This is a genomic window from Blautia sp. HCP3S3_G3, assembly GCF_052063365.1.
Taxonomy (GTDB): Bacteria; Bacillota; Clostridia; order Lachnospirales; family Lachnospiraceae; genus Blautia_A.
In genome coordinates this window covers 61,606-85,575 of record NZ_JBQHXR010000011.1, presented here as the reverse complement: position 1 = coordinate 85,575, position 23,970 = coordinate 61,606, and the positions used below count along the sequence as shown (strand labels likewise).

General features: G+C 44.1%; 24 protein-coding genes and 1 pseudogene. All 25 read left to right on the top strand.

Features of this window, described 5'->3' with window-relative positions; all coding sequences use genetic code 11:
• Positions 1-124: 124 nt before the first annotated feature.
• A pseudogene (locus ACTNEW_RS10910) lies at positions 125-304 on the top strand (sigma factor-like helix-turn-helix DNA-binding protein); the annotation flags it as partial.
• Between the two features lie 13 nt (positions 305-317).
• On the top strand, positions 318-509 hold the full coding sequence (locus ACTNEW_RS10905; protein ID WP_441060741.1) for a hypothetical protein: 192 nt from the start codon (positions 318-320) through the stop codon (positions 507-509).
• Between the two features lie 46 nt (positions 510-555).
• Positions 556-690 (top strand): helix-turn-helix domain-containing protein, encoded by a 135-nt coding sequence (locus tag ACTNEW_RS10900; protein WP_441060739.1) that lies wholly within the window; start codon positions 556-558, stop codon positions 688-690.
• 201 nt (positions 691-891) lie between these two features.
• Positions 892-1,716, top strand: coding sequence for a class C sortase (locus ACTNEW_RS10895; RefSeq protein WP_441060737.1), 825 nt, complete (start codon positions 892-894; stop codon positions 1,714-1,716).
• Positions 1,717-2,379: 663 nt separating this feature from the next.
• Complete coding sequence (rpsL, locus tag ACTNEW_RS10890; protein WP_441060735.1) at positions 2,380-2,799, top strand: 30S ribosomal protein S12; 420 nt, start codon at positions 2,380-2,382, stop codon at positions 2,797-2,799.
• Positions 2,800-3,035: 236 nt separating this feature from the next.
• A complete protein-coding gene (rpsG, locus tag ACTNEW_RS10885) occupies positions 3,036-3,506 on the top strand; it encodes a 30S ribosomal protein S7 (RefSeq protein WP_441060733.1) in 471 nt (156 codons plus the stop codon).
• A 17-nt stretch (positions 3,507-3,523) separates the two neighbouring features.
• The gene (fusA, locus tag ACTNEW_RS10880; RefSeq protein WP_441060730.1) at positions 3,524-5,647 is read left to right on the top strand and encodes an elongation factor G; all 2,124 of its coding nucleotides are present in this window, start codon (positions 3,524-3,526) and stop codon (positions 5,645-5,647) included.
• A gap of 159 nt (positions 5,648-5,806) precedes the next feature.
• On the top strand, positions 5,807-6,994 hold the full coding sequence (tuf, locus tag ACTNEW_RS10875) for an elongation factor Tu (RefSeq protein ID WP_441060728.1): 1,188 nt from the start codon (positions 5,807-5,809) through the stop codon (positions 6,992-6,994).
• 530 nt (positions 6,995-7,524) lie between these two features.
• On the top strand, positions 7,525-9,009 hold the full coding sequence (locus ACTNEW_RS10870) for a C69 family dipeptidase (RefSeq protein WP_441060726.1): 1,485 nt from the start codon (positions 7,525-7,527) through the stop codon (positions 9,007-9,009).
• A gap of 312 nt (positions 9,010-9,321) precedes the next feature.
• On the top strand, positions 9,322-10,533 hold the full coding sequence (locus ACTNEW_RS10865; protein WP_441060724.1) for a sugar-transfer associated ATP-grasp domain-containing protein: 1,212 nt from the start codon (positions 9,322-9,324) through the stop codon (positions 10,531-10,533).
• Positions 10,517-10,849, top strand: a complete 333-nt coding sequence (locus ACTNEW_RS10860; RefSeq protein ID WP_441060722.1) for a hypothetical protein — start codon at positions 10,517-10,519, stop codon at positions 10,847-10,849. Before ACTNEW_RS10865 ends, ACTNEW_RS10860 begins: the two co-directional genes overlap by 17 nt.
• Positions 10,850-10,857: 8 nt before the next feature.
• On the top strand, positions 10,858-11,955 hold the full coding sequence (locus ACTNEW_RS10855; RefSeq protein WP_441060720.1) for a hypothetical protein: 1,098 nt from the start codon (positions 10,858-10,860) through the stop codon (positions 11,953-11,955).
• 111 nt (positions 11,956-12,066) lie between these two features.
• Complete coding sequence (locus ACTNEW_RS10850) at positions 12,067-12,582, top strand: hypothetical protein (protein ID WP_441060718.1); 516 nt, start codon at positions 12,067-12,069, stop codon at positions 12,580-12,582.
• Between the two features lie 63 nt (positions 12,583-12,645).
• Complete coding sequence (locus ACTNEW_RS10845; protein ID WP_441060716.1) at positions 12,646-12,906, top strand: hypothetical protein; 261 nt, start codon at positions 12,646-12,648, stop codon at positions 12,904-12,906.
• A gap of 6 nt (positions 12,907-12,912) precedes the next feature.
• Entirely contained in the window at positions 12,913-14,091 is a 1,179-nt protein-coding gene (locus ACTNEW_RS10840) for a hypothetical protein (protein ID WP_441060714.1), read from the top strand.
• Positions 14,092-14,188: 97 nt separating this feature from the next.
• Positions 14,189-15,442: a HesA/MoeB/ThiF family protein gene (locus ACTNEW_RS10835; RefSeq protein ID WP_441060712.1), complete on the top strand. Its 1,254-nt coding sequence runs from the start codon at positions 14,189-14,191 to the stop codon at positions 15,440-15,442.
• A gap of 9 nt (positions 15,443-15,451) precedes the next feature.
• The gene (locus ACTNEW_RS10830; protein WP_441060710.1) at positions 15,452-16,150 is read left to right on the top strand and encodes a hypothetical protein; all 699 of its coding nucleotides are present in this window, start codon (positions 15,452-15,454) and stop codon (positions 16,148-16,150) included.
• Positions 16,147-16,323 (top strand): hypothetical protein, encoded by a 177-nt coding sequence (locus ACTNEW_RS10825; protein WP_441060708.1) that lies wholly within the window; start codon positions 16,147-16,149, stop codon positions 16,321-16,323. The genes ACTNEW_RS10830 and ACTNEW_RS10825 overlap by 4 nt, the downstream gene beginning before the upstream one ends.
• Before the next feature lie 121 nt (positions 16,324-16,444).
• Positions 16,445-17,185, top strand: a complete 741-nt coding sequence (locus ACTNEW_RS10820) for a hypothetical protein (RefSeq protein WP_441060706.1) — start codon at positions 16,445-16,447, stop codon at positions 17,183-17,185.
• Entirely contained in the window at positions 17,175-17,423 is a 249-nt protein-coding gene (locus tag ACTNEW_RS10815; RefSeq protein WP_441060704.1) for a hypothetical protein, read from the top strand. The genes ACTNEW_RS10820 and ACTNEW_RS10815 overlap by 11 nt, the downstream gene beginning before the upstream one ends.
• 17 nt (positions 17,424-17,440) lie before the next feature.
• A complete protein-coding gene (locus ACTNEW_RS10810; protein WP_441060702.1) occupies positions 17,441-18,130 on the top strand; it encodes a hypothetical protein in 690 nt (229 codons plus the stop codon).
• Between the two features lie 148 nt (positions 18,131-18,278).
• Positions 18,279-19,400, top strand: coding sequence for a transglutaminase domain-containing protein (locus ACTNEW_RS10805; RefSeq protein WP_441060700.1), 1,122 nt, complete (start codon positions 18,279-18,281; stop codon positions 19,398-19,400).
• Between the two features lie 41 nt (positions 19,401-19,441).
• On the top strand, positions 19,442-20,632 hold the full coding sequence (locus ACTNEW_RS10800) for a hypothetical protein (protein ID WP_441060698.1): 1,191 nt from the start codon (positions 19,442-19,444) through the stop codon (positions 20,630-20,632).
• Positions 20,633-20,649: 17 nt separating this feature from the next.
• On the top strand, positions 20,650-22,389 hold the full coding sequence (locus ACTNEW_RS10795) for an ATP-binding protein (protein WP_441060696.1): 1,740 nt from the start codon (positions 20,650-20,652) through the stop codon (positions 22,387-22,389).
• 10 nt (positions 22,390-22,399) lie between these two features.
• Positions 22,400-23,947, top strand: a complete 1,548-nt coding sequence (locus ACTNEW_RS10790; RefSeq protein WP_441060694.1) for a hypothetical protein — start codon at positions 22,400-22,402, stop codon at positions 23,945-23,947.
• The last annotated feature ends 23 nt before the right edge of the window (positions 23,948-23,970 follow it).

The following is a 23,970-nucleotide window of genomic DNA, read 5'->3' as shown; positions in this document are numbered from 1 at the left end:
AAAAAACGTGCCGTAAAACACAGCACGTTAAGATAGACATGAAAAGGGATGTTCCGAAAATAATCTGCCGTATAGTTGCGGTAGGTGAGAACTATAATTCGACGCGGGACAAAATGACAGGGAAAGACAACTGCTTGCATTCAGATTTGGTTTGGAGGATGGAGTTCCCAAAACGCTTCAGGAAACGGCAGATAAATTTGGAATTAGCAGAGAACGAGCAAGACAGATAGAAAGTATGGCTATACGGAGAAGTGGGGAACATATTAGAAGGCGCAAGTCGATAGCAGATTTCCTGAATGAATAAGGAGGATGTGCAAATGAGCATAAAAATAGTTTTTGAAGATGACTATATAAAGAAAGCCTTACAATCAAATATTCCAGGCTTAAAATATGAAGAAATAGATATTAATGAGTATTCAGATCAAAGGTTATTAGCTCAGGGGCAAGAAACTCAGGATAAACATTATAAAATATTTATAAACAAAGAAATACGTGTTTACAAATATTAATCAGTGAGTTATACTTAAAAAACAAACAGATTGGTTAAGAAAGAGTATGAAAACAATAAGTGACCGAATATTTGAACTTCTGAAAGAGAGAGGAATGAGTCAGAAGGAATTTGCCCAAAGAACAGGTATAGCAGAGAGCAGTATCAGTGACTGGAAGAAGAAAAAGACAAATTTTGGATAAAAGATAAACCGATGGTTTTTGACTGATCCCAGTCTATACCATCGGTTTTCTTAATGCAGGCTAACCAGTGAACAGCAACCAGGTGAGAAGAGGCATGTTTCAAAAGTGCTGCAAACCCTTGAAATATTTTGGGTGACGTGGTATCCTTAATTCGATAAAATATTTTTGGCATCGATTTAGACATAACAGGAGCGCTATAATATGAACTGGATAAAAAAACATTTGATGACCATGATTCTGGTATTAATATTTCTTGCTGGTCTGGGGTTACTTTTGTATCCTACAGTCAGTGATTACTGGAATTCTTTTCATCAGTCCAGAGCAGTCGTAAGTTATATTGAGAGTGTAACAAACATAGACGATAAGAAATATGAAGAATTGTGGAACAGTGCTGTAGCGTATAATAAAAAACTCGCGGAAACGGGTATCAAATGGACATTGACAGATGAAGAAAAAGAAGAGTACGATGAATATCTGAAAGTAGATGATACCGGAATCATGGCTTATATTGAAATACCGGAAATCGATTGTTCGCTTCCTGTCTATCATGGGACGGAAGAGTCAGTACTTCAGATCGCAATAGGACATATTGAAGGAACATCTTTTCCGGTAGGTGGTGAAGGTTCCCATTGTGTATTGTCCGGGCATCGGGGCCTTCCTTCCGCGAAACTCTTCACAGACCTGGATAAACTGGTAGAAGGTGATACTTTTATTCTTCAGACTCTGGACGCAACACTGACATATGAAGTAGATCAGATTCGTATTGTGGAACCGACAGACCTCTCTGATCTTCAGATTGAGGAGGGAAAGGATTATTGTACACTGGTAACCTGTACCCCGTATGGAATCAATACTCATCGGCTTTTGGTCCGTGGACATCGAATCGCCAATGATGAAGAGGCGATAGAAGTTCGTGTAAGTGCTGATGCAACGCAGATAGATCCTATTCAGGTGGCACCGTTTATTGCGGCACCGATATTACTGATATTATTGTTTCTTCTGTTTTTTGGAGGCAGAAAAAAATAATAACTGAACAGAGGAGAAAGCTCAGAAAAACCGTTTCATGATCGTGGAGATTATGAAACGGTTTTTGCTTGGCTAATTAAAATGTCAGAACAATAGAAAAGATAAGTTCAATATCAGAAAAGCACGAAAGTGCTTTTCTGAATCTAATCATGAAGAGACAGTACCAGCAAGACATACGGACACATATCCAGCGGTGATTCAGTGATCAAACTTGGAATGCGCGGAGATTTTTCTTTCTGTTTCAGCTCCTTCTGCCAGTACATATTATGTGACAACTCCGGCAGGTCTGATCCTTAGAGCCGATGCATCAGCCGGTTCTCCAAAAAAAGACCACAATTCCATACAGAGCAGCAGTTTGCTTATGTGTCATCAGGCAGGCTTACCGCTTCAAAACTGAAATCTGTTATTAAAAGAGAAAAGGTTGATACACATCTCCGGACAAATAGAAGTGTCCGCAGAACTGCATTAACATCTTTGCAAAAGTAAAACTTCGGAAAAAATTATCGAAAAACAAGGCAAAATCCCTTGACAGCCACATTTTTAAAGGATATAATTAGCAGGCGTGTGAAAGTAACACGAGTTATTTCGCATGCAAAAATACGCAATAGCAACCGCACAACCCCATAGAACACTATGGAGAAATAAATCGGGAGGTGAAATGGAATGCCAACATTCAACCAGTTAGTTAGAAAAGGACGCCAGACAGCTGTTAAGAAATCCACAGCACCGGCTCTGCAGAAATCCTTCAACTCTTTAAGAAAGAAAGCTGTAGAACAGTCTGCACCGCAGAAACGTGGCGTTTGTACAGCAGTTAAGACTGCAACCCCTAAGAAACCTAACTCTGCTCTTAGAAAAATCGCCAGAGTTCGTCTTTCCAACGGAATCGAAGTAACAAGCTACATTCCAGGAGAAGGTCATAACCTTCAGGAGCACAGCGTTGTTCTTATCCGTGGAGGAAGGGTTAAGGACTTACCTGGTACCAGATATCATATCATCAGAGGTACTCTGGATACCGCAGGTGTTGCTAACAGAAAACAGGCTCGTTCCAAATACGGAGCTAAGAGACCTAAAGTTAAAAAATAATTCTGCAGCATAATATGGCAGATTTTGAATTCTCTCAGTCAACGAGTGAGGAAAGAATTCAGAGCAAACAATCATTTTCAAATCAGTCGCGAAATCACAAGAACTATAAATCTTGTACGGTATTCCATATACCCTGTCGGTTGCGGGTTTAAATATAGGACTTTACCAGTGCGAACACCTTAGTTTTTGAAGTGAGTACCGATGATTTAATCATATTGATTAAGGAGGGAAGTAACGTGCCACGTAAAGGACATACTCAGAAAAGAGAAGTTCTGGCAGACCCGATGTACAACAGCAAGGTGGTTACCAAACTTATCAATAACATCATGTTAGATGGTAAGAAAGGTGTCGCTCAGAAGATTGTATACGGCGCATTCGCCAGAATCGAAGATAAAGCTGGAAAACCAGCACTTGAAGTATTTGAAGAGGCTATGAACAACATCATGCCGCTTCTGGAAGTAAAAGCAAGACGTATCGGCGGTGCTACTTACCAGGTTCCGATCGAGGTAAGAGCTGACAGACGTCAGGCACTGGCTCTTCGCTGGATCACCACCTATTCTCGTAAAAGAGGCGAGAAGACCATGGAAGAGAGACTGGCTAACGAGCTTTTGGATGCAATGAACAATACAGGCGCATCTGTTAAGAAGAAAGAAGACATGCACAAGATGGCTGAAGCAAATAAAGCATTTGCTCACTATCGCTTCTAATCGAGGAGGAAAATCCATTGGCTGGAAAAGAAGGAAGAGAATATCCGCTTGAGCGTACCAGAAACATTGGTATTATGGCTCATATTGATGCTGGAAAAACAACTCTTACAGAACGTATCCTTTATTATACAGGTGTTAACTATAAGATTGGTGATACCCATGAAGGTACTGCTACCATGGACTGGATGGAACAGGAGCAGGAGAGAGGTATTACAATTACATCAGCTGCTACAACATGCCACTGGACTCTGCAGGAAAACTGTAAAGCAAAACCGGGAGCTCTGGAGCATCGTATCAATATCATCGATACCCCGGGTCACGTTGACTTTACAGTAGAGGTTGAGCGTTCCCTTCGTGTACTTGACGGCGCTGTCGGCGTCTTCTGTGCAAAGGGTGGTGTTGAACCTCAGTCAGAAAACGTATGGCGTCAGGCTGACACCTATAATGTACCACGTATGGCTTTCATCAATAAGATGGACATCCTTGGTGCGAACTTCTACGGCGCTGTAGAACAGATCAAAACCCGTCTGGGCAAGAATGCGATCTGCTTACAGCTTCCGATCGGAAAAGAAGATGAATTCAAGGGAATCATCGACTTGTTCGAAATGAAGGCTTATATCTACAACGATGAGAAAGGTGAAGACATTTCTATCGTTGACATTCCTGAAGATATGCAGGAAGATGCAGAATTATATCATACCGAACTGGTTGAGAAAATCTGCGAACTTGATGACGATTTAATGATGGAATATCTGGAAGGTGAAGAACCTACTGTTGACAGACTGAAAGCCGTTCTTCGTAAAGCAACCTGTGAATGCGCTGCTGTTCCGGTTTGCTGCGGTACTGCTTACAGAAACAAAGGTGTTCAGAAACTTCTGGATGCAATCGTTGAATATATGCCTGCTCCTACAGATATCCCGGCTATCGAGGGTACTGATTTGGACGGCAATCCGATTGTGAGACATTCTTCTGATGAAGAGCCGTTCTCCGCACTTGCATTCAAGATTATGACAGACCCATTCGTTGGTAAACTGGCATATTTCCGTGTGTACTCCGGTACTATGAACTCTGGTTCCTACGTACTGAATGCTACCAAGAATAAGAAAGAGCGTGTTGGACGTATCCTTCAGATGCATGCAAACAAACGTATGGAGCTGGACAAAGTTTACTCCGGTGACATCGCTGCAGCAATTGGTTTCAAATTCACCACAACTGGTGATACAATCTGTGATGACCAGCATCCGGTAATCCTGGAATCCATGGAATTCCCGGAACCGGTTATCGAACTGGCTATCGAGCCTAAGACAAAAGCAGGACAGGGCAAACTGGGTGAGGCTCTTGCGAAACTTGCAGAAGAAGACCCGACCTTCCGTGCACATACCAATCAGGAAACAGGACAGACCATCATCGCTGGTATGGGTGAGCTTCATCTGGAGATCATCGTTGACCGTCTCCTTCGTGAATTCAAGGTAGAGGCTAACGTAGGTGCTCCTCAGGTTGCTTACAAAGAGACTATCACCAAGGCTTGTGATGTAGACAGCAAGTATGCAAAACAGTCCGGTGGTCGTGGACAGTATGGTCACTGTAAAGTTAAATTCGAGCCTATGGATGCCAACGGAGAAGAACTGTACAAGTTCGAATCCACAGTTGTTGGCGGTGCTATTCCGAAGGAATACATCCCGGCAGTCGGCGAAGGTATCGAAGAAGCTATGAAGGCTGGTGTCCTTGGAGGATTCCCGGTAGTTGGTGTATATGCTAACGTATACGATGGTTCCTACCATGAAGTCGACTCTTCCGAAATGGCATTCCACATTGCAGGTTCTCTTGCATTCAAGGATGCTATGCACAAAGCAGCTCCGATTCTCCTTGAGCCGATCATGAGAGTTGAGGTTACTACTCCGGAAGATTACATGGGTGATGTTATCGGTGATATCAACTCCCGTCGTGGTCGTATCGAGGGTATGGAAGATATCGGCGGCGGCAAGATGATCCGTGGTTATGTTCCGCTTTCCGAAATGTTCGGATATGCAACAGACCTGCGTTCCAGAACTCAGGGTCGTGGTAACTACTCCATGTTCTTTGAGAAATACGAGCCGGTTCCGAAGTCCGTACAGGAAAAGATCCTTTCTCAGAAAGGCTGATAATTGTTTCTGCTTTATACGATAAATATATTCTGAATTAATATATTAATAAAATGCTTGCAAATATCCTTGATTTGCAATATAATCAAGGATAGCAAGTCTAAAACCGATTATATAAGCTCTCAGAGAAAGAGCGAAGTTTTAAGGAGGAAATTTAAAATGGCAAAGGCTAAGTTTGACAGAACAAAACCGCATTGTAATATTGGTACCATCGGACACGTTGACCATGGTAAAACAACTTTAACAGCAGCTATCACAAAAGTTCTTGCTGAAAGAGTAGCTGGTAATGCAAAAGTAGACTTCGAAAACATTGATAAAGCTCCGGAAGAAAGAGAGCGTGGTATCACAATCTCTACAGCTCACGTTGAGTATCAGACAGAAAAACGTCACTATGCACACGTTGACTGCCCAGGACATGCTGACTACGTTAAGAACATGATCACAGGTGCAGCTCAGATGGACGGCGCTATCCTTGTAGTTGCTGCTACTGACGGTGTTATGGCTCAGACTAAAGAGCACATCCTTCTTTCCCGTCAGGTAGGTGTACCATACATCGTTGTATTCATGAACAAATGTGATATGGTAGACGACGAAGAGCTTCTTGAACTTGTAGAAATGGAAATTACAGAACAGCTTGAAGAATATGACTTCAATGACTGCCCGATCATCAAAGGTTCCGCTCTTATGGCTCTTGAAGATCCGAACGGCGAGTGGGGCGACAAGATCATGGAACTTATGGATACAGTAGATTCCTACATTCCGGATCCACAGCGTGACACTGACAAACCTTTCGTTATGCCAGTTGAGGACGTATTCTCCATCACAGGTCGTGGTACCGTTGCTACAGGTCGTGTAGAGGCTGGTACTCTTCATGTATCTGAAGAAGTAGAAATCGTTGGTATCAAAGAAGAAACTCGTAAAGTAGTTGTAACCGGTATCGAAATGTTCCGTAAACTTCTTGACGAAGCTCAGGCTGGTGACAACATCGGTGCTCTTCTTCGTGGTGTTCAGAGAAACGAAATCGAGCGTGGACAGGTTCTTGCTAAACCAGGAACAATCACCTGCCATACCAAATTCACAGCTCAGGTTTACGTTCTGACAAAAGACGAAGGTGGCCGTCATACACCATTCTTCAACAACTATCGTCCACAGTTCTACTTCAGAACAACAGACGTAACAGGTGTCTGCAACCTTCCAGAAGGAACAGAAATGTGCATGCCTGGTGATAACATCGAAATGACAATCGAACTGATTCACCCGATCGCTATGAGCCAGGGTCTTACATTCGCTATCCGTGAAGGCGGACGTACTGTTGGATCAGGCCGTGTTGCTACAATCATCGAGTAATCATATATTCGAATATAAATTGGTGTCATAGACACCGTGTGTCCAAGCGTAAGATGCCCGTAGAACTTTGGTTCTACGGGTTTTTCTGTTGCCTGGAAATATAAAAAAGAGCAGAAAAAATAACGAACAGTGTTGTTATTGGGGACGGAGAAATGTGTTTTTTTGTCAGTTCCTAATGGATTTGTCAGTCAATTGTTGCAATGATATCAAAACTCCGTCCCCACAGGTTTGTTGACATTTTCATAGATGCGTGCTAATATGATTATAGAAAAAGAGTGCTGCCGATAGACGGTTAGTCCGATAAATTAGTTTGACAAAAATTGCCGCTTAGTTTACCAGACCGGGGCGGCTCTTTTTGTGTCTTGTTGAAGCTATTGGGGATGGAGAATTGTGGCACTTTGCCTGTCCCCAATGGATCGTTTTGCGTAATATCACAAAGCTATTGGGGACGATAAAAAAACCGGAAAACTCCGTCCCCAAAGGATATATGAAAAAAGTACCTATGAATAAAGATAAGGGAGATGTATACAATGGGATGCACTACAATACTTGTTGGAAAAAAAGCAACTTATGACGGCTCTACGATGATTGCCAGAAATGATGATTCTCCTTCCGGACGTTTTACTGCGAAAAAATTCGTGGTCGTTCATCCGGAAGAACAGCCGAAGATTTATAAATCTGTTCTGTCTCATGTGGAAATTCCGCTTCCGGAAAAGCCGATGCGGTGTACCTCGATGCCAAATGCGGTAGAAGGCGAAGGAATCTGGGCGGCCAGCGGCGTAAATGAGGCGCAGGTAGCCATGACAGCGACGGAAACGATTACTTCCAATCCGAGAGTCCTTGGAGCGGATCCGCTGGTGGTTTATCAGCCGGCAAAAGATGGAAAAGATGAAGTTCCCGGAGGTATTGGTGAAGAAGATATTGTTTACATTGTGCTGCCGTATATTCACAGTGCGAGAGAAGGCGTACAGCGTCTGGGAAGCCTTCTGGAGCAGTATGGTACATACGAAATGAATGGAATTGCATTTCAGGATGCAGACGAGATCTGGTGGCTTGAGACGATTGGAGGACATCACTGGATCGCAAGACGTGTTCCGGATGACGTGTATGTGGTAATGCCGAATCAGCTCGGACTGGATCAGTTTGATCTGGAAGATGCACTGACAGAGCAGAAAGAATACATGTGCTCCCCGGATATGCGTGAATTTATCGAAAAAAATCATCTGAATTTATCTATGGACGGCAGTATCAATCCCCGTGATGTTTTTGGAAGTCATGATGATGCGGATCATGTGTATAATACTCCGCGCGCATGGTACATGCTGCGCTGTCTGAATCCGCGTACCAGAAAGTGGGACGGACCGGATGCAGAATTTACTCCGTATTCAGATGATCTTCCATGGTGTATGGTTCCGGAGAAAAAAATAACGGCAGAAGATGTGAAATATGTGCTTTCTTCTCATTATCAGGGTACTCCGTATGATCCTTATGGGGCATATGGTGATGCATCCATGCACGGGGCCTATCGTTCCATTGGTATCAACCGTAATGATTTTCTTTCTGTGATTCAGATGCGCCCGGATCGTACCCCGGACTGCAGTGCTGTGGAATGGATTGCGTTTGCATCCAATGCGTTTAATGTTATGGCACCTTTCTATGCAGATGTGGAAGAAACACCGGAGTATCTTTCCAACACGACGGGAACCGTTTCCACAGACAATTTTTACTGGTGCAGCCGCCTGATCGCAGCTATGGCAGATGCTTCTTACAGGAAATCCGTTTTTCATGTGGAACGTTACCAGGAACATGTAATGGCAAAAGGACATGAATTGCTCAACCATTATGATGCCCTTCTTGAAAAAGAAACAGACGGGCAGAAACGCAAGGCTCTTAGAACAGAAGCCAATCAGAAAATCGCAGATATGCTGAAGGCGGAAACTGCAGATGTTCTGGACAAAGTTCTGTATGAGCTGAGTAATCAGATGCGCAACTCGTATTCCAGGTCGGATGCATAAAAATAGAAAAATAAGAGAACAAAAATAGACTGAGGAAATGCAGAAGCTTTGCTGCTGTTACACCCCTGCAGCCGGATATATATTCCGGCGCAGGGGTGTTTTTTTGTATCATCGGAAAGTGCTTTGCATTTTCCGATGATACAAAAAAGCCCTCCGGGCAGATTCCCACTGCAAAAATAAAAAAATATATATACGCAATGCTATATTTTTTATGTCACATGGAGAAAAGCAGAGAGGAGGGGGCGGAAAAAGTCCGCAGAAAATATTGGCGCAACAGAAGAAACTCAGCAAGAAAGGAGACAAGAGGGATATATGACAGATGCAGGACTGATCAGTGAACGCCTGAGAAAGAAAAGTCTGGAGAAAAAAGCGGCTGAACAGCATAAGCGTGAAGAAATGCTTCGGGAATATAACAGACGATTGCGGGAGAATGAAAAAAGTCCATTTTTCCTGTCAGAAGTACAGAAAAAAGAAGTCCGTGAATATTGGGAATCCCATACAAATTTCAGGAAAAGTCAGAATACGGAATCGGATACGCAGCTGAATGTCGAAGGATGGGTGGAATACTACTCGGGACTGTACGGAATGTATGACAGAAGATTTCTTCCGGATCCGGTGTATTACCTCGATATTGATTCCTACTATAATCACAGGGCTGCAGCAAAATATATTGACAATAAATGTTTTTACAGCCGCCTTTTCCCGCAGATCAGACAGCCGGAGATTATTGCAGAGAAAGTAAATGGATTCTGGCTGGATAAGGATTTCCGGGGGATTCAGATGGAAGAGATTCTGAGAAAATGCCGGGAAGCGGGAAAAATCATTGTAAAGCCTGCGGTAGATTTTGGAGGAGGAGCAGGGATTTTTATCTGGGATGCAAAAAAAGATGCCACGGGCAGACTGGAAAAATATCTTTTAAGGACGGTGATCGATACTGTGATTATGGTGTTTCTTGAGCAGCACAGGGAGATGAAAAAACTTCATCCGAGTTCTGTAAATACCGTTCGCACGATTTCTTTTTATTACAAAAATGAAATCAGAATTCTTTCTTCTGTGGTGCGGATGGGAACAGGAGACAGCGAAGTGGACAACATCAGTGCAGGCGGAATTTCTGCTGGAATTAAGGAAGATGGCAGATTGAAAAATGTCGGTTTCAACAAATCCGGAAAACGTTTTCTGACCCATCCGGATGGAGCGGTTTTTGGAGAATGCAGGGTTCCGTGTTATGAACAGATCTGCAGCCATATCCGGGAAGCACATAAATTTTTCCCATATTTTCGCCTGATATCCTGGGATTTCGCAGTGGACTGTGAGGGAAATCCGGTATTGATAGAGGCGAACCTGAGGAACGGGGAACTAGATTTTCACCAGATTAACAATGGTCCGCTGTTCCGGGAACTGACGGATGAGGTGCTGTGGGAAGTATATAGAAAGAGTTGTAAGTTTGGAAGTGAACTTCCAAATCTACCATTATTGACGCAGCAAGTGCGTCAGGAAAGAGGAAAAGATGCTGAAAAATATTAATCAGGAAAAATTTGCGGAGATGATTCTGAAGTCTTACCGACATCAGACAGAGACAAGCGCCCATGCTTATGCAAAAGAATTTTGTGAGACGATCGATGAAAAATTTGAGCCTTTGGCAGAGGCGTGGATCAGAGGAGAAAAACTTCCGGTGATCAAGGAAGGAAACTATACAGTAGGCAAAATCATGAGCATACAGAATACGACAGATTTTTTGTTTGCTCTGAAGTTGCTGAATGAATACAGAGCAGACCCTGTCAATGGAGAAGCCGAAATCTGGAGACCAAGAAGAGCATTGCATCCCGGTGCCCGGAAATGAGGTGAAACATGGACAATAAAACTGCGGATATCTATAGCAGATTCAGACACGAAAACTGGGAAAAAATGGATATGTCCCAGCGTTTGAATGCCCTCCAGGAACTGGAAAATATTTCTGCTGCCCAGAATCATTCCACACCTCAGAAAATTACGGCAAAAGAACTGGAAGGTGCGAATTACGGTTACTTTGACGGAAAGGAAATTGTGGTAAATAAACATATCCTGGAAAACAGCATGATGGTCAAAAATGTTGTGAATGAGGAAACTGGTGAAACGGAACAAATGTGCCGTATGGTGGCGGATGCCAATATCCAGATGATGGATACCATTTTTCACGAAGATTATCATTCTTTTCAGGAACAGGCGGTAAGTGGGGCGATTCCTGCAGAAACACTGAAATCGATGGGAATCACGGAGCAGACTTTACATAACTGGCAGTCCAATAATTCGGTCTTGAATTATGTGGATCCGGAAGTGGACGGATGTCTTTACAGAATTCAGGGGCTGGAGCAGAGTGCTTTTGCGGCAGGTGAGAGCCGGACTCAGGAGGCCTTCCGTTATCTGAATGAAACATTCGGGGAAGATCCCAATTTCGGAACTTATCTGACGAGTATTAACAATGGAAGTTATGCGAAAAATCTGAACGCTGCACAGTTAAAATACGGGGACCCCAATATTCAGAACACACTCCAGGGAAAAATGAATGAGCGGTATTATTTGGAAAATGTGCAGTATTCTAACAAAGTATCTGCACAGAATGTGGAAAAAGTTCTGGATACCAGTATGATGGAAGCTTTGAAAAGCCATAAAGAAGAAACCGGAACATCAAACAGTGGAGGGCTTGGTCATTCCAATTACGGAGGCTTTGGCGCAAATGGAGTTTCGCCTGGTTTGGGAAACCGGATGTCTGTGGGAAACCATAATGGCAGTGTTGGTTCGGCGAGCAGTGGAGCAGCAGGTGGAAAGGGACATGCAGGCGGTTATGTTGGAACAAATGGATTCTCCGGAGGAATGACAGGAGGTCACGGAGGAAACAGTACAGGCGGCCATGGAGAAAGCAGCAGTGGAATGCATGGTGGTTCCGGTCAATCCGGAGGGATGGAGTAATTAGGAGTATCTGCACAGTCGGATAAAAATAAAAAAATATTTAACCGGTCATTTATGATAATCATGTACCCGGAAACCGGTATCTGAAAACGAAATCAAGGAGGTTAAAACATGACTCAGAAAGAATTAAGAGCCATCCGATTAAAAAACGATTATGAAAAAATGGCAAGTATGAGAAATCGTGCGATCAGCTGGACGGTGGACGATCCGGACAACCCGGAACATTATGTGATCACATATAACATCCGCACGATTGTTGGTCTGAATTCTCAGGGAAAACCGATTTACAGAGACAAGAGTACGGTTGACATCACATTTCCGCCGGAGTATCCAATGATAAAACCGAGAGCAGTCATGAGAGAGCAGCAGCCGTTTCATGTGAACTGGTATACGGACCGCAGCTGGTGTCCGGGCCATTGGTCATCCGATGAAGCATTGTGGAGCTATATCAGACGTATGGGAAAAACGATTCAGTTCGATAAACGCTATACGAATCCCGGCAGTGCGGCAAATCCGTCAGCGAAAGCTTTCTGGCTGGAAAATCAGAACGGTGGAATTTTCCCCACAGATAAACAGGAGCTTCCTGTAGGCGGAGAGAAAAAACGCAGAAGTGTCATTCATTTGTAATCATAAAAACGAAAAACCAGTAAAAAACAATAAAAACAAACCAAATAAAAAGGAGAAAAAACCATGGAAGATATGAAAAGAGTAAAAGTAATGCACCCGACATCCGGCAACGTAGTAGATGTAGACATTCCTGATGATATGACGATTCAGGAGCTGATCGATGATCTGATTGAAAGTGGTTTTATCAGTGAGATTCCGGATGGATACACCGCTGCTCTCAAAGATGGTGTGGACACCACAAATATGGATCTGTCCAGAACACTTGTGGAAAACGGCGGAGGTCAGGATTCTACAATCCGTCTGTTTTCCGGTGCGACGGCATAATGGCATATGGGTAAATCAGTCATTCATGAAGTAACACAAATGTATCGTCAGATAGAAAAAAAACTCCCGCAGGATTTTTCCGGACTGATTTCTTCCGGATATCGAAACAGAAGCGAAAACGGGATGAGGGTCCTTTTTCGTGAGGAAGCTTCCGAAGAACTGTTTCAGGAAATTTCCTGGGGTGAGGTGACCCGTCGGAACAGAAAGGAACAGGCAGGAATTCTTGCAGGGCATTTTTGCTGGAGTACTTCCGGAGAGGAGCAAATACCCTGGGTGGAAGTGTGTCATGTAATTCCCTGTGTGAATCCGCAGGAAAGCGGGGAGGCCTTTATCCGCATGTCAGCAGAAAACTGGCAGGAGATGTATCAGGAACTGGACAGACTGAATGAGGAAAAAAATCTGGAACTGATTCCGGTGGGATGGTATCACACCCATCCCTGGAACATTGCAGCGGTATATTCCAACATTGATTATGAAACACAGGCCCACAAATGTGAATACCCCTATAGTGTGGGTGTGGTGTTTAATCCCCATCAGAAAACCTGGAAAGCTTATTATGGACCCAAAGGGCTGGAATGCGAAAGTTACCTTACGATGCCTGCAAATTCGATAAAACAGGAATATCCGTGTAAGAATTGGTATCAGGCATCGGAAAAAACCAAGAAAATCCGGCAGGAAGCTTTTCCGGGAGAAAACGCAGAGTATGAGATTTTCCAGTATAACTGGCACAAACTGCAGATCAGACAGGATTACGGAAGAAGGCTGTTTGACAGACCTGTAATAGAAAGATGGCGGGAGGAACCGCTGCAGAGCTCCTCTTTTCGCAATCTCCTTTGCGGACTTGCCGGTGCATTGAAGTATAATCTGGGAATTATGGGAGATATGGACAGAGATCTGCAGGGAATTCTTTTGACAGGAATCCTTACGGAAGAGTATGGGAACTACGGCATGCGTTTTCGAAAATCCTTTTTTTACCATGATCCGAAGGAACTTCTGGAACTCACTGGAAGAAGAGAATATGGAAAAACAGCAGTTCTTGTCACAAGGAAAGACGCTGCTTTTTTCCGGGATAACAATATCATGTGGAATATCATGACGAATCTGGGGATATACACATTTGTATACTGCAGTGCACAGACAGATTTTTACCGGAACCGGTATGGATTTGAAATACTGAGTAAATAATCCGGCTGTTCATTGGGATATTTTGAAAGGTGTGTTACGAAGAACGAAGGGAAAAGCAATCAAATAATATTCAGACGAAAGAGGGAGGATATAAAAAATGGGAAGAGCAATGATCGGAGAAGTCCGGATGGGTGAAGAATCCATGGTGGACCGCCAGAAACTGATTCCCTGGTGGGAGCAGGAGGTGGTGAACAACAGCTATGTCCTTGTGGCAGGTGCAGGAGCGATCGGAAACGAAGTGCTGAAAAATTTGGCATTGATCGGCGTTGGTCATATTCTGATCTGCGATATGGATGTGATTTCAACGTCAAATCTCAGCCGTACCGTTCTGTTCACCAAAGACGATGTGGGAAAATATAAGGCAAAAGTGGCAGCAGAACGGGTAAAAGAAATGTCTGTATGTCCGGATATTGAGGTGGATTATTTTATCGGAGATATCATGCATCTTCTCGGAAACGGTGTTTTTGGTCAGTTTGATGTAGTTCTCGGATGTCTGGATAATCTTGAGACCAGAGCAAGTTTGAATAAACGTTGTAATCTTCTTCAGATTCCCTATATTGATGGCGGTATCAGGGAACTTACCATGAGTGTTTCGGTCCACCATTATCCAAAATCCTCCTGCTGGGCCTGCGGCATATCAAACAGACAGTTATCCAATGAAAAAATGATCCGTTATTCCTGTGATGAGAAGAGAAAACGCTTTGTAGAAGAAAAGAAAGCACCGACCATTCAGATTTCCACCGCAATTGCCGGTGCGCTGGCTGCACAGGAAGCTGTGAAAATTCTTCACAAAATGGATCAGGTACAGTATGGCAGAAAGTATTATTTTGAGGGCCTGACCAATTCTTTTGAATCGATACATATTCCGAAGCGTGCGGACTGTGTCTGTCATCACAGTTACGATAAGGTGACAAAAACGCCCTGGACAAATCAGGCAGTACTGGGTGAGTTTCTGGAATGGGTGAAAGAACAGAATCGCGGAGAAGAATTTTATATCGATATTACGGGAGAACATCGTTTTACCTTTACAGGCAAATGCAAGACCTGTGGTGCGGTTGTTGATTTTTGGAAACCGGATTACCTGATCTATGCAGAGGATTTGTACTGCAGCAGCTGTCTCGCAGAGAAAAATCTGCAGCCGGGATTATCCAATTGTGAGGAGATTGTGGAGCTTCATGCATCAGACAAGAGAATCTCCGGCATGACACTGGAAGAACTTGGAATTGCCAAAGGACATATTGTAACCCTGCGAAGCTGTACAGAAGATTCAAAATGCCTTTACTATGAACTGACAGCAGATCTTCCGGCAGTGATGAAATCCCTGACTGTACGGGATGTATATAGAGAGTGATCAGTAATTATGGTAAAAAACAGTCATCAGCTGTCCGCTGCAAAGGACAAATGGTTTTTGGATCAGCATAGAGTCGATGAGTATCTCCTGGGAGAATTTCACCCGGGAGATACCGTAGTTGTATGTGCAAAATGCCACCGTGTGTGGTTTACGGATACATGGGAACTGCAGAATTGCTGTCCGAATATCGGATGCCGTCATACAGAAACGGAACCTTTCGGTAAAAAACAGATCAGAATCCAGGCCGGGTCTGCTTCACGGATAAAAATTGTCAAAAATGCAAATTCCGGATACAGCGGTGCTTACAAAACAGTGGAAGAAATATCGGACAAACTGGAAATGGCGGACAGAATTTTTCTGAACTGGATCAAGATGATCGTTACCTGTATTTTCTGGATCACGATAACGGTATTTCTGGGAGTAAATCTCTGGCAGTATCGCAATGGTTCGAATGCTTTTCCTGACCTTGTAACGACTGTCAGAAGTACAGCAGAAGATTCAGTGGACAGGACAGAAGAGCTGGTGGTAAAAGCACGACAATCGATAACGGAGAGCGTTCCGGTATTCATGGATTCGGCAAGGGATACTCTGGAAAAAATGATGCTTTCTGCAGAAGATGGAATAAAAAGGGGCTTCGTATTTGTCGGAGAAACCGTGGGCAGGCAAATAACGATTCTGAGAGAAATGATTGGGGAGGTTACAGGATGACGGAATTAAGTGAGTGGATCAGAATGTCAGGCAATATGATGATGTATATTGCGGGATTGGCGATGCTGGCGGCTATTTTGTTCGACAGGTCTCGTGATGAGAGAAAGAAAATTTCCGTTCAGGCAATGATCAGTGCATTGCTTCTGTGGTATCTCAGCTGGCTGATCGGATAGGAATCAAATCAGATAGAAGCAAAATCAGATAGTAGCAAAATCAGATAGTAGCAAAATCAAATAGTAGTCAAATCAGACAGAGGCAAAATCAGATAGTAGTCAAATCAGATAGGAGTAAATAATGGGAAGAATACGAATTGTAAAGGAATACCAGCCGGAAATACGGGAAATAGAATATTCTGAGGAAGAGTTTGAAAAAAAATATGTGCTCCTGTGTGATAATTATTCCATGGGAGAGGATGCTGATCTGGTAATTGTACAGCCGCAAGCTGCAGAAGAAATGCTGGAATATATCGGCTGGGGAACAAGGACTCAGGAGAACAGGGTGGAGCAGGGCGGTTTTCTGGTGGGCAGAAACTGTTATGACAAAAAAAAGAAACAGCATATCTGCTTAGTAGAAAGGGCTCTGCCTGCCCGCGGTGCAGTGGGAAGCTGGGGATTTTTGGAGATGAGTCATGAGGATACCAGGGAGATGCACCGGGAACTTGATCAGATCAATGCAGACTGCCCGGAAGAGAAAAAAATGGATGTGGTGGGATGGTTTCATACACACGCCAATGCTTTGGATGTATTTATGTCGGCAACGGACAGAGGTACGCAGAGCAGGCTTTTTTCAGGTGAACGGGCAATTGCAATGGTATTGAATCCGTACAGAAAAATATGGAAATGCTACCGTTCCGGATCCTGTGAGGATACGAAGGCAGAATTGCTTATCAGTGATCAGACTTTTCAGAAATTCGGAAAGAAAAGACTGGTGAATCATGGATTTGGTTTTGGAGGAAAGAAGTTTGGAAGTGAACTTCCAAATCTACCATTATTGACGCAGCAAGTGCGTCAGGAAAGAGGAAAGGATGAGGATTAAGATTATCAATACTACAGAGGCGCCCAGAAGACCTGCGGACTATGTTTTTCATGGGAAAAAAGTTCTGGAAGGCAAAGATATCGGCAGAGTTTTGCATCAGGGTACATCGAATATTAAGATTGTCAAAATGGAAAAACCCAACATGTGTCCCATCTGTCAGTCTTCCGGCAAGATTGTGTATTACAACGGAAATGAAGGGCATTTCCGTTGTCTCGTCTGTCAACACATCTGGGGATGAAAAGAGGGAGGTTCAACATGAAAGAAGCAGTCATAAAAAATGCCGAGGAAATAAAAATGCTGCTGGAGAGCAGAGAACAGTCGGATACCGATCTTTATCAGATCCTGGATATGCTGAAAGAAAAAGAACTTCTGGGCGGTTGTGAACAGGAACTGGAACAGGCTGTTCTGGAGGAAATTTTCTGTGTCTGGAAAATGGTTTCCGAAGAAAAGATGGGCTCCGAGTATGAAGGAAAAATGGATTTTGCAGAAGCAAGAATCCTGGAATATTACCGGAATGAAAGGAAATTAACCAAAGAGCAGGCAGAAGAAGTTCTGGAATATATCAGAGCGATTGGCAGCAGTCTGACGATGGAGACGCTTCGGAGACTGCAAAGAGGAGAGTCTGCAGCAGGTAAAGAAGAGAAAGATGCAGAAAAACCAGAGGAATCATCAGAAGAGAAAAATGCAGAGGAAACAGGAGAAGCAGCAAAAGAAGAAAATGCTGAGATCACAAAAGAAGCAACTGCAGAAAAGCTTCCTCTGATTTTTGTGTTAGCAGCATTAGCTGCGGCAGTGGTCGTAATATTTGCGGCAGTAACCGCAATATTTGTGGCTGTAACAGCAGTATCCCGGAAAAGAAAGAGAAAAAATACGGAAAGATATATCAAAACAGTCAGAACGATCAAGAAACATGCAAAGAAACTGATGCAATTTATTTTATCATAGGAAAGTGCTTTGCATTTTCCTATGATAAAATAAAGCCCTCCGGGCAGGAGCGCACTGCGGCGGAGAGGAAATATATTGCTAAAGTAATCCGCCGCAGGCGGAGAATCCTGCATAGCAGGATTCTATCTTATAAGAGATTGGGATAACGATGGGAAGAATAAGAATCAGAAACGAATACAAATCAAGTAATACCTCTGATACACAGGGAATCCTCGATGAATTTCTGCGAGGCGGACCTGTTGTCAGAATCCCGGTTGCTGCGGACGCAGACCTGGATACAGAAGAGCAGGCATATCTGGCAGTTTATGCCGCCATACGCAGGGCTGCAAAAAACGACCCTGTAAAAATGCTGAGAGTGTTGAGCAGAATCTACAGTTACGGGGTGCAGTCCTGGAATCGTCAGAACAATACCGTAAATGTAAGTATTGCGGATATCAGCAGCAGGCAGGTTTCTCAGAGAGCCGATACCTTTGCATATCTGAATCAGGAGCAGGGGCTTTCCTGGGTGAAATACTGCGAAAACCGGGAAGAAGCGATTGAGGCAATGACTGGCGGCATTCTGGCGACCAGGAAAGAAATCACAATCCTGATGCCGTATGATGGAAAAACAATGCCGGAATATGAAGATTTTCAGGAAGCTGCGTATGAAACCCATAAGCCGGGGCGCGTGAATGATGGAGCCTATCTCAGAAGTCACAGTAAATCAGGCGGTCGTGTTACCAGATTCCTGTGTCTTGGAATTTATGTGCTGCATTATACGATCGAATATCGTACGACTCACGAGCAGGAACAGATGCTGATGGCGGCAGTGGATGAGGAGATTCACCGCATGGGACTGGACCGGCCGGATGCAGCCGGCTGTGACAAAATTGCAAAGGTTTATCAGTATATTGCCAGAGAAGTGGAATACGATTACGACTATAAAAGGTATACAGCGTATCACGCGATGATCGAACATAAAGCAGTGTGTATGGGATGCGCTTTATTGTTTTTGCTTTTTATGAGAAAACTGAACGTACCGGCAGAATATATCACCGGTCTGGCGCTGCCCAGTGAAGGAAGACATGCCTGGAATATCGTGAAGCTGGGAAGGCACTGGTACAATGTGGATACTACCTGGGAACGCTTCTGTGCCGGAAAAAGAATCACAATTACAGAAAGAAAGTATTATCTGAAAGCAGAGAAAGACTTTAAAAATCATGTGAGGGAAGCACCATTTCTGACTCAGGAATTTACAGCCGCACACCCGATGGCGAAAAAGTCTCTCTGAAGACTGTCAGAGCCATTGGGATATTGAGAAAGGGGAAAGATATGAGAATACAGTTGATTGGTTCCGACCGGGAAAATAACGAAGAACATCATTTGAACAGAGAGACCAGAAGACCGATTCCGTTTCCGGGTCGTGGAGAAAATAATGAAGGCCGTATCCGTATCCATACAGAAGATGATATCCGTCAGGAACTGGAGTCGGTCAGAGCAGAGCTCGCACAGTCTAAGCAGCAGCTGGAACAGAAGAGCCGGGCGCTCATGGATGCGGAAGGAGAGAATGAATGGCTGAAGAATGAATTGGATGCCAGAGATCAGGAACTTCTGGAAGCAAGGAGACTTGCAGAAAGAGGGGAAGAAATCACGACAGAGGATCTGGAGGACAAGGACAGCCTGATCCGGGAACTGCAGGCAAGAAATCGGGAACTGGAAGAAGAGCTTTCTCATCATGACAGAGAGAGACGTGAAAACCAGGACTCAGAGATTCAGCGCCTGAGGGAAGAGCAGGATACGGAACTTCAGCGCCGCAGAGAGGAGCAGGAACAGGAGATGCTCCGCCTGAGAGAAGAAAAGGATATGGAACTTCAGCGCCTGAGAGAAGAACAGAACAGGGAAGTTCAGCATTTACAGAAAGAACTGGAGATACAGCGCAGAGAAAAGGAAGAACTTCAGAATGCCCTGGAAGAGTTCAGAGAACGGGAGAAGGCAGCAGAGGAAGCAGGGCAATACCGCAGAAGTGTGGAAAATCTGAAGAAACAGATTGAGGAAGCACAGCAGGAAGAGGGCAGAGCCTTTGAAGAACTGCAGGAAATCAGCCTTCGTTACCGTCAGGATATGAAATACGCAGAATTTTATGAAAAAGTTCCGGAGAAAAAGATAGATGGACTGGAGTTATTCCGCAGTCAGGTAAAAAAACTGGATGAAAAGCTGTCCGTCTTATTGGACAACGGACTTCGCAAAGCGTATCTCTTCCGTGGAAACAGCCTGCTGGAAGAACTTGAAAAAAATAAAGAGCAGTTTACAGATATTATGGAACAGCTGCAGAAGCTGGTGGAAAATTACGAGTTTGATGGAGAAACACCAGAAGAGGAGGATGTAAAAACGACCGAGGAATACCGACGGGAGGCAAAAGAAGCTCTGGCGGAACTGGAGAAGACGCTGCAGAATATGCAGGCGGTTACCGGAAAGTTCCTGAAAATTAAAAATATTATTGGGCTCACACAGTATAATGAATAGGCAAGGAGGGTTACAAGATGACATACATACCAGAATGGATCGAAGATATCCGGGAAAAATACAAAACTGCTGTAGCGAATGCATTTATCCTTACAGGAAACATTGTTGACTATTGCAGAGAAAACCTGGATCTCAAAAAATTTCTCTGTGAATACATCACACAGACAGGACAGGACGATATGCGCATGACAAAGGTTTATTTTTACGATGTGGAATCGATGGGCCGCCGCGTTTATCCGTCTGCAGCAGACAGCAAAGATGAGAGCAATATTCCCTGGAGCACCTTTATGGAAAAAATCAAAGAGCCGATTCCTTCTGATGAGAGAAGAGCTTTTGTATTTCTTTATCCGGAATTTCTGATTCCGGAATCCGGCAAGGTATACGAGGAAGAGCAGAAGCGGATCGTATCGCTGCACAGCACCCTGAATTCTTATGAATTTATCAACTCGAACAATACAGTATTCATTATTACGGAGAGTACGAAAGATATCAATGAGAAATTTACCGGTGCAAATTCCAAAACCGTTGTATGCGAGATTCCTCTTCCGGATGAAGAGGGCAGAAAAGCATTTATTGAATACTATCTGCAAACACAGATCAGACGTGACAGGAGATACCGAGAATGTATTGAAAAGTGGCCTCTGAGTGTGGATCAGCTGACGAACCTGACTGCAGGACTCCAGCTGGTAGCGATTGAAGATGTGCTTCTTTCCGCTTTTACAAAAGAGCGGAAAAAACTGGAAGGAAAGCTTCCGGCAGATACGGTATGCATCAGCCATGAAATGGTGATGGACCGCAAGAAAGAAGTGATTACGAAGGAATATGGAGATGTGATCGAAATCTTTGATACAGCGAATCTTCGGCTGCAGGATTTTGCAGGCCAGGAGGATCTGAAAGCTTATTTCAGAGAAGTGGTGATCGCTTCCTTCCAGAACCGGGAGATTGCATCGATTGCTCCAAAAGGAATCATGCTGATGGGCTCTCCCGGAACGGGAAAAACTTATTTTGCCCGCTGTATGGCAGGAGATGCGGGAATTAACTTTATCGAATTTAAAATGTCCAGGATTCTCGGCAAGTATGTGGGTGAATCGGAGAAATCCATGGAACGTGCACTTTCCGTATTTCGCGCTCTGGCCCCGGTCGGTGTCTTTATTGATGAAATTGACCAGGTATTTGCTGCCAGAACGGACGGCAATTCCGGTTCCAGTGTAAACAACAATCTGTTCGGTATGCTTCTGACAGAGATGGCAAAACCCGAAAACAGAGGCAGGATTCTCTGGCTGGCGGCAACAAATTATCCGAATAAAGTGGATGAAGCTCTGAAAAGAGCAGGACGTTTTGACAAGAAGGTTCCTTTTTTTGCACCGAATGAAGAGGAACGGCGTCAAGTATTCTTGTATCACCTGAAAAGACATGGTTTTGTCATGGATGATGCGGAATGTCTGGATAAAATCATATCGGACACCGACGGCTATACACAAGCGGAAATTGAAGCGGTAGTAGTCAAGGCAGAGGAACTGATGAAGCGTAAAAACAATCAGGCAGATGCAGTGGAAATGCTGACGCTAGCCAGAAACTATATGATCTCAACGCAGAATGCAAACATCAGATATATGGAAGATCTGGCTCTTGCAGAATGCAATGATGCGGAATTTATTCCGGAACAGAAGAGAGAATATCACAAGAAACTGATGCATCTGAACCCGGAACAGAATGAGATTTCGGGAAGTATCAACAGAGGCAATACAGACCGATAGGGAGAAAAACATGAGCAGGATAGGACAGCTTACACGACAGATGAATGAACTTCAGGCCGAGATCGCCAGACTCCAGAGAGAGTCGGCGGATCGGGACACACGGTATCAGCAGGAGCATCAGCTTCGTATGCATCAGCTGAAGCGTACCATGGAAAATGCACTGCAGAGGCATAATACACAGCTTGTGCAGCAGACGCAGCAGGAAATGGAAGCTCTGTACGCAGAAATGATCAGCCGGATCGAGCAAAATCATGAATCTCTGAAACGGGAATTGACAGAGAATCTGGAAGTTCGTCATCGTGAGCTGTTAAAACAGATCGAACAGTATTATCAGGATGTACAGAATCGCATTGACACGGAAGTGACTGATGTGATGAAGGAAAGTGATATCCGGAAACGGGAACTGGCACAGAGGGAATACGCTGCTGCGTGTGAGCAGTATCGTGTTCTTGCAGGACGTGCCCATGCGGAACTGTTTCCGGGAAGGCTGGCGATTTATGAAGGGACCCTCGGACAGGCACAGAGGATGATGGAGGAACAGCGGCAGTATGAAGCTTCTGCCGCCACCTCCGTGATGCTGAAAGCAGATTTGAAGGATCTGGAATACCATATCAATGAGAAGCTGACCCGGTGGATACAGAGTTACCTGCCCATGGAACAGAACTATCAGAATATTTCAGACAGAGTGAAAACCCGTGTTTTGACTGTAGACGGCAAAAAAATCAGCAGAGATACAGCAATGCACTGGACAGGCCATAAATATGATACGGTTTTTGAATGTCTGGACAGAGTGCAGAACATTATCGAGGAAACAGAATATCATCAGAGACTGGTCAGAGATGAAGTGCTCACGATTGCTTCTGTGGAAGATTATGTCAAAACAGGAGAAGCTCCTACAGGAAGAGAACTGGATGAGAACAACCGGGTACTGAAATATGAACTTCCGGAGAAGCTGGAGAAGCTGGAAAAAGAACTGGCATCTGCATACCGTTGTTCTGCTCAGCGTAAAGTGTGGGCAGAAAAAATCGGAAACTATATGTCAGAAAAACACTGTACAGGAAGCCCCTGCTATAACGGCTTTTTTGAAGAGGATGGAAAAGAGGCGGATGAAAGAGCACTTTACCGTATGGAATTTGAAAAACCCGGTGGAAATGGCAGAAAAAATCGTTATACGGTTCACATTGTTCCTGTAACGGAAAATGGCAGTATGCAGAACCGGATCCGGATTCTCATGAATTTCAGGCTTGGAACAGACCAGTATCAGAGAAAGCAGGAGGTTCGGTATATTGCCGGAATTCTTCATGCCATCGGAGAAAAAAAGGCATACGTTGCAGTGGGGACAGGTCCCGATGTGTTAACCGGAGACTGTGACGAGGAATATTCTCTGGAGCAGTCGGCGAGCGGTTCAGGAGAACTTCTGGTCAGTCATACGCAGAAACCTTCCGGAGCTTCCCGACAGAAAAAGGCGCCAGAGAAAGGCAGAGGCGGTATGCAGGAGAAACGGCAGGGCACTGTAAAAATAAAGCGGCACAGTGTGTACGGAAATGAATTTGTATAAGGGAATTTGTATAAATGAAGTTA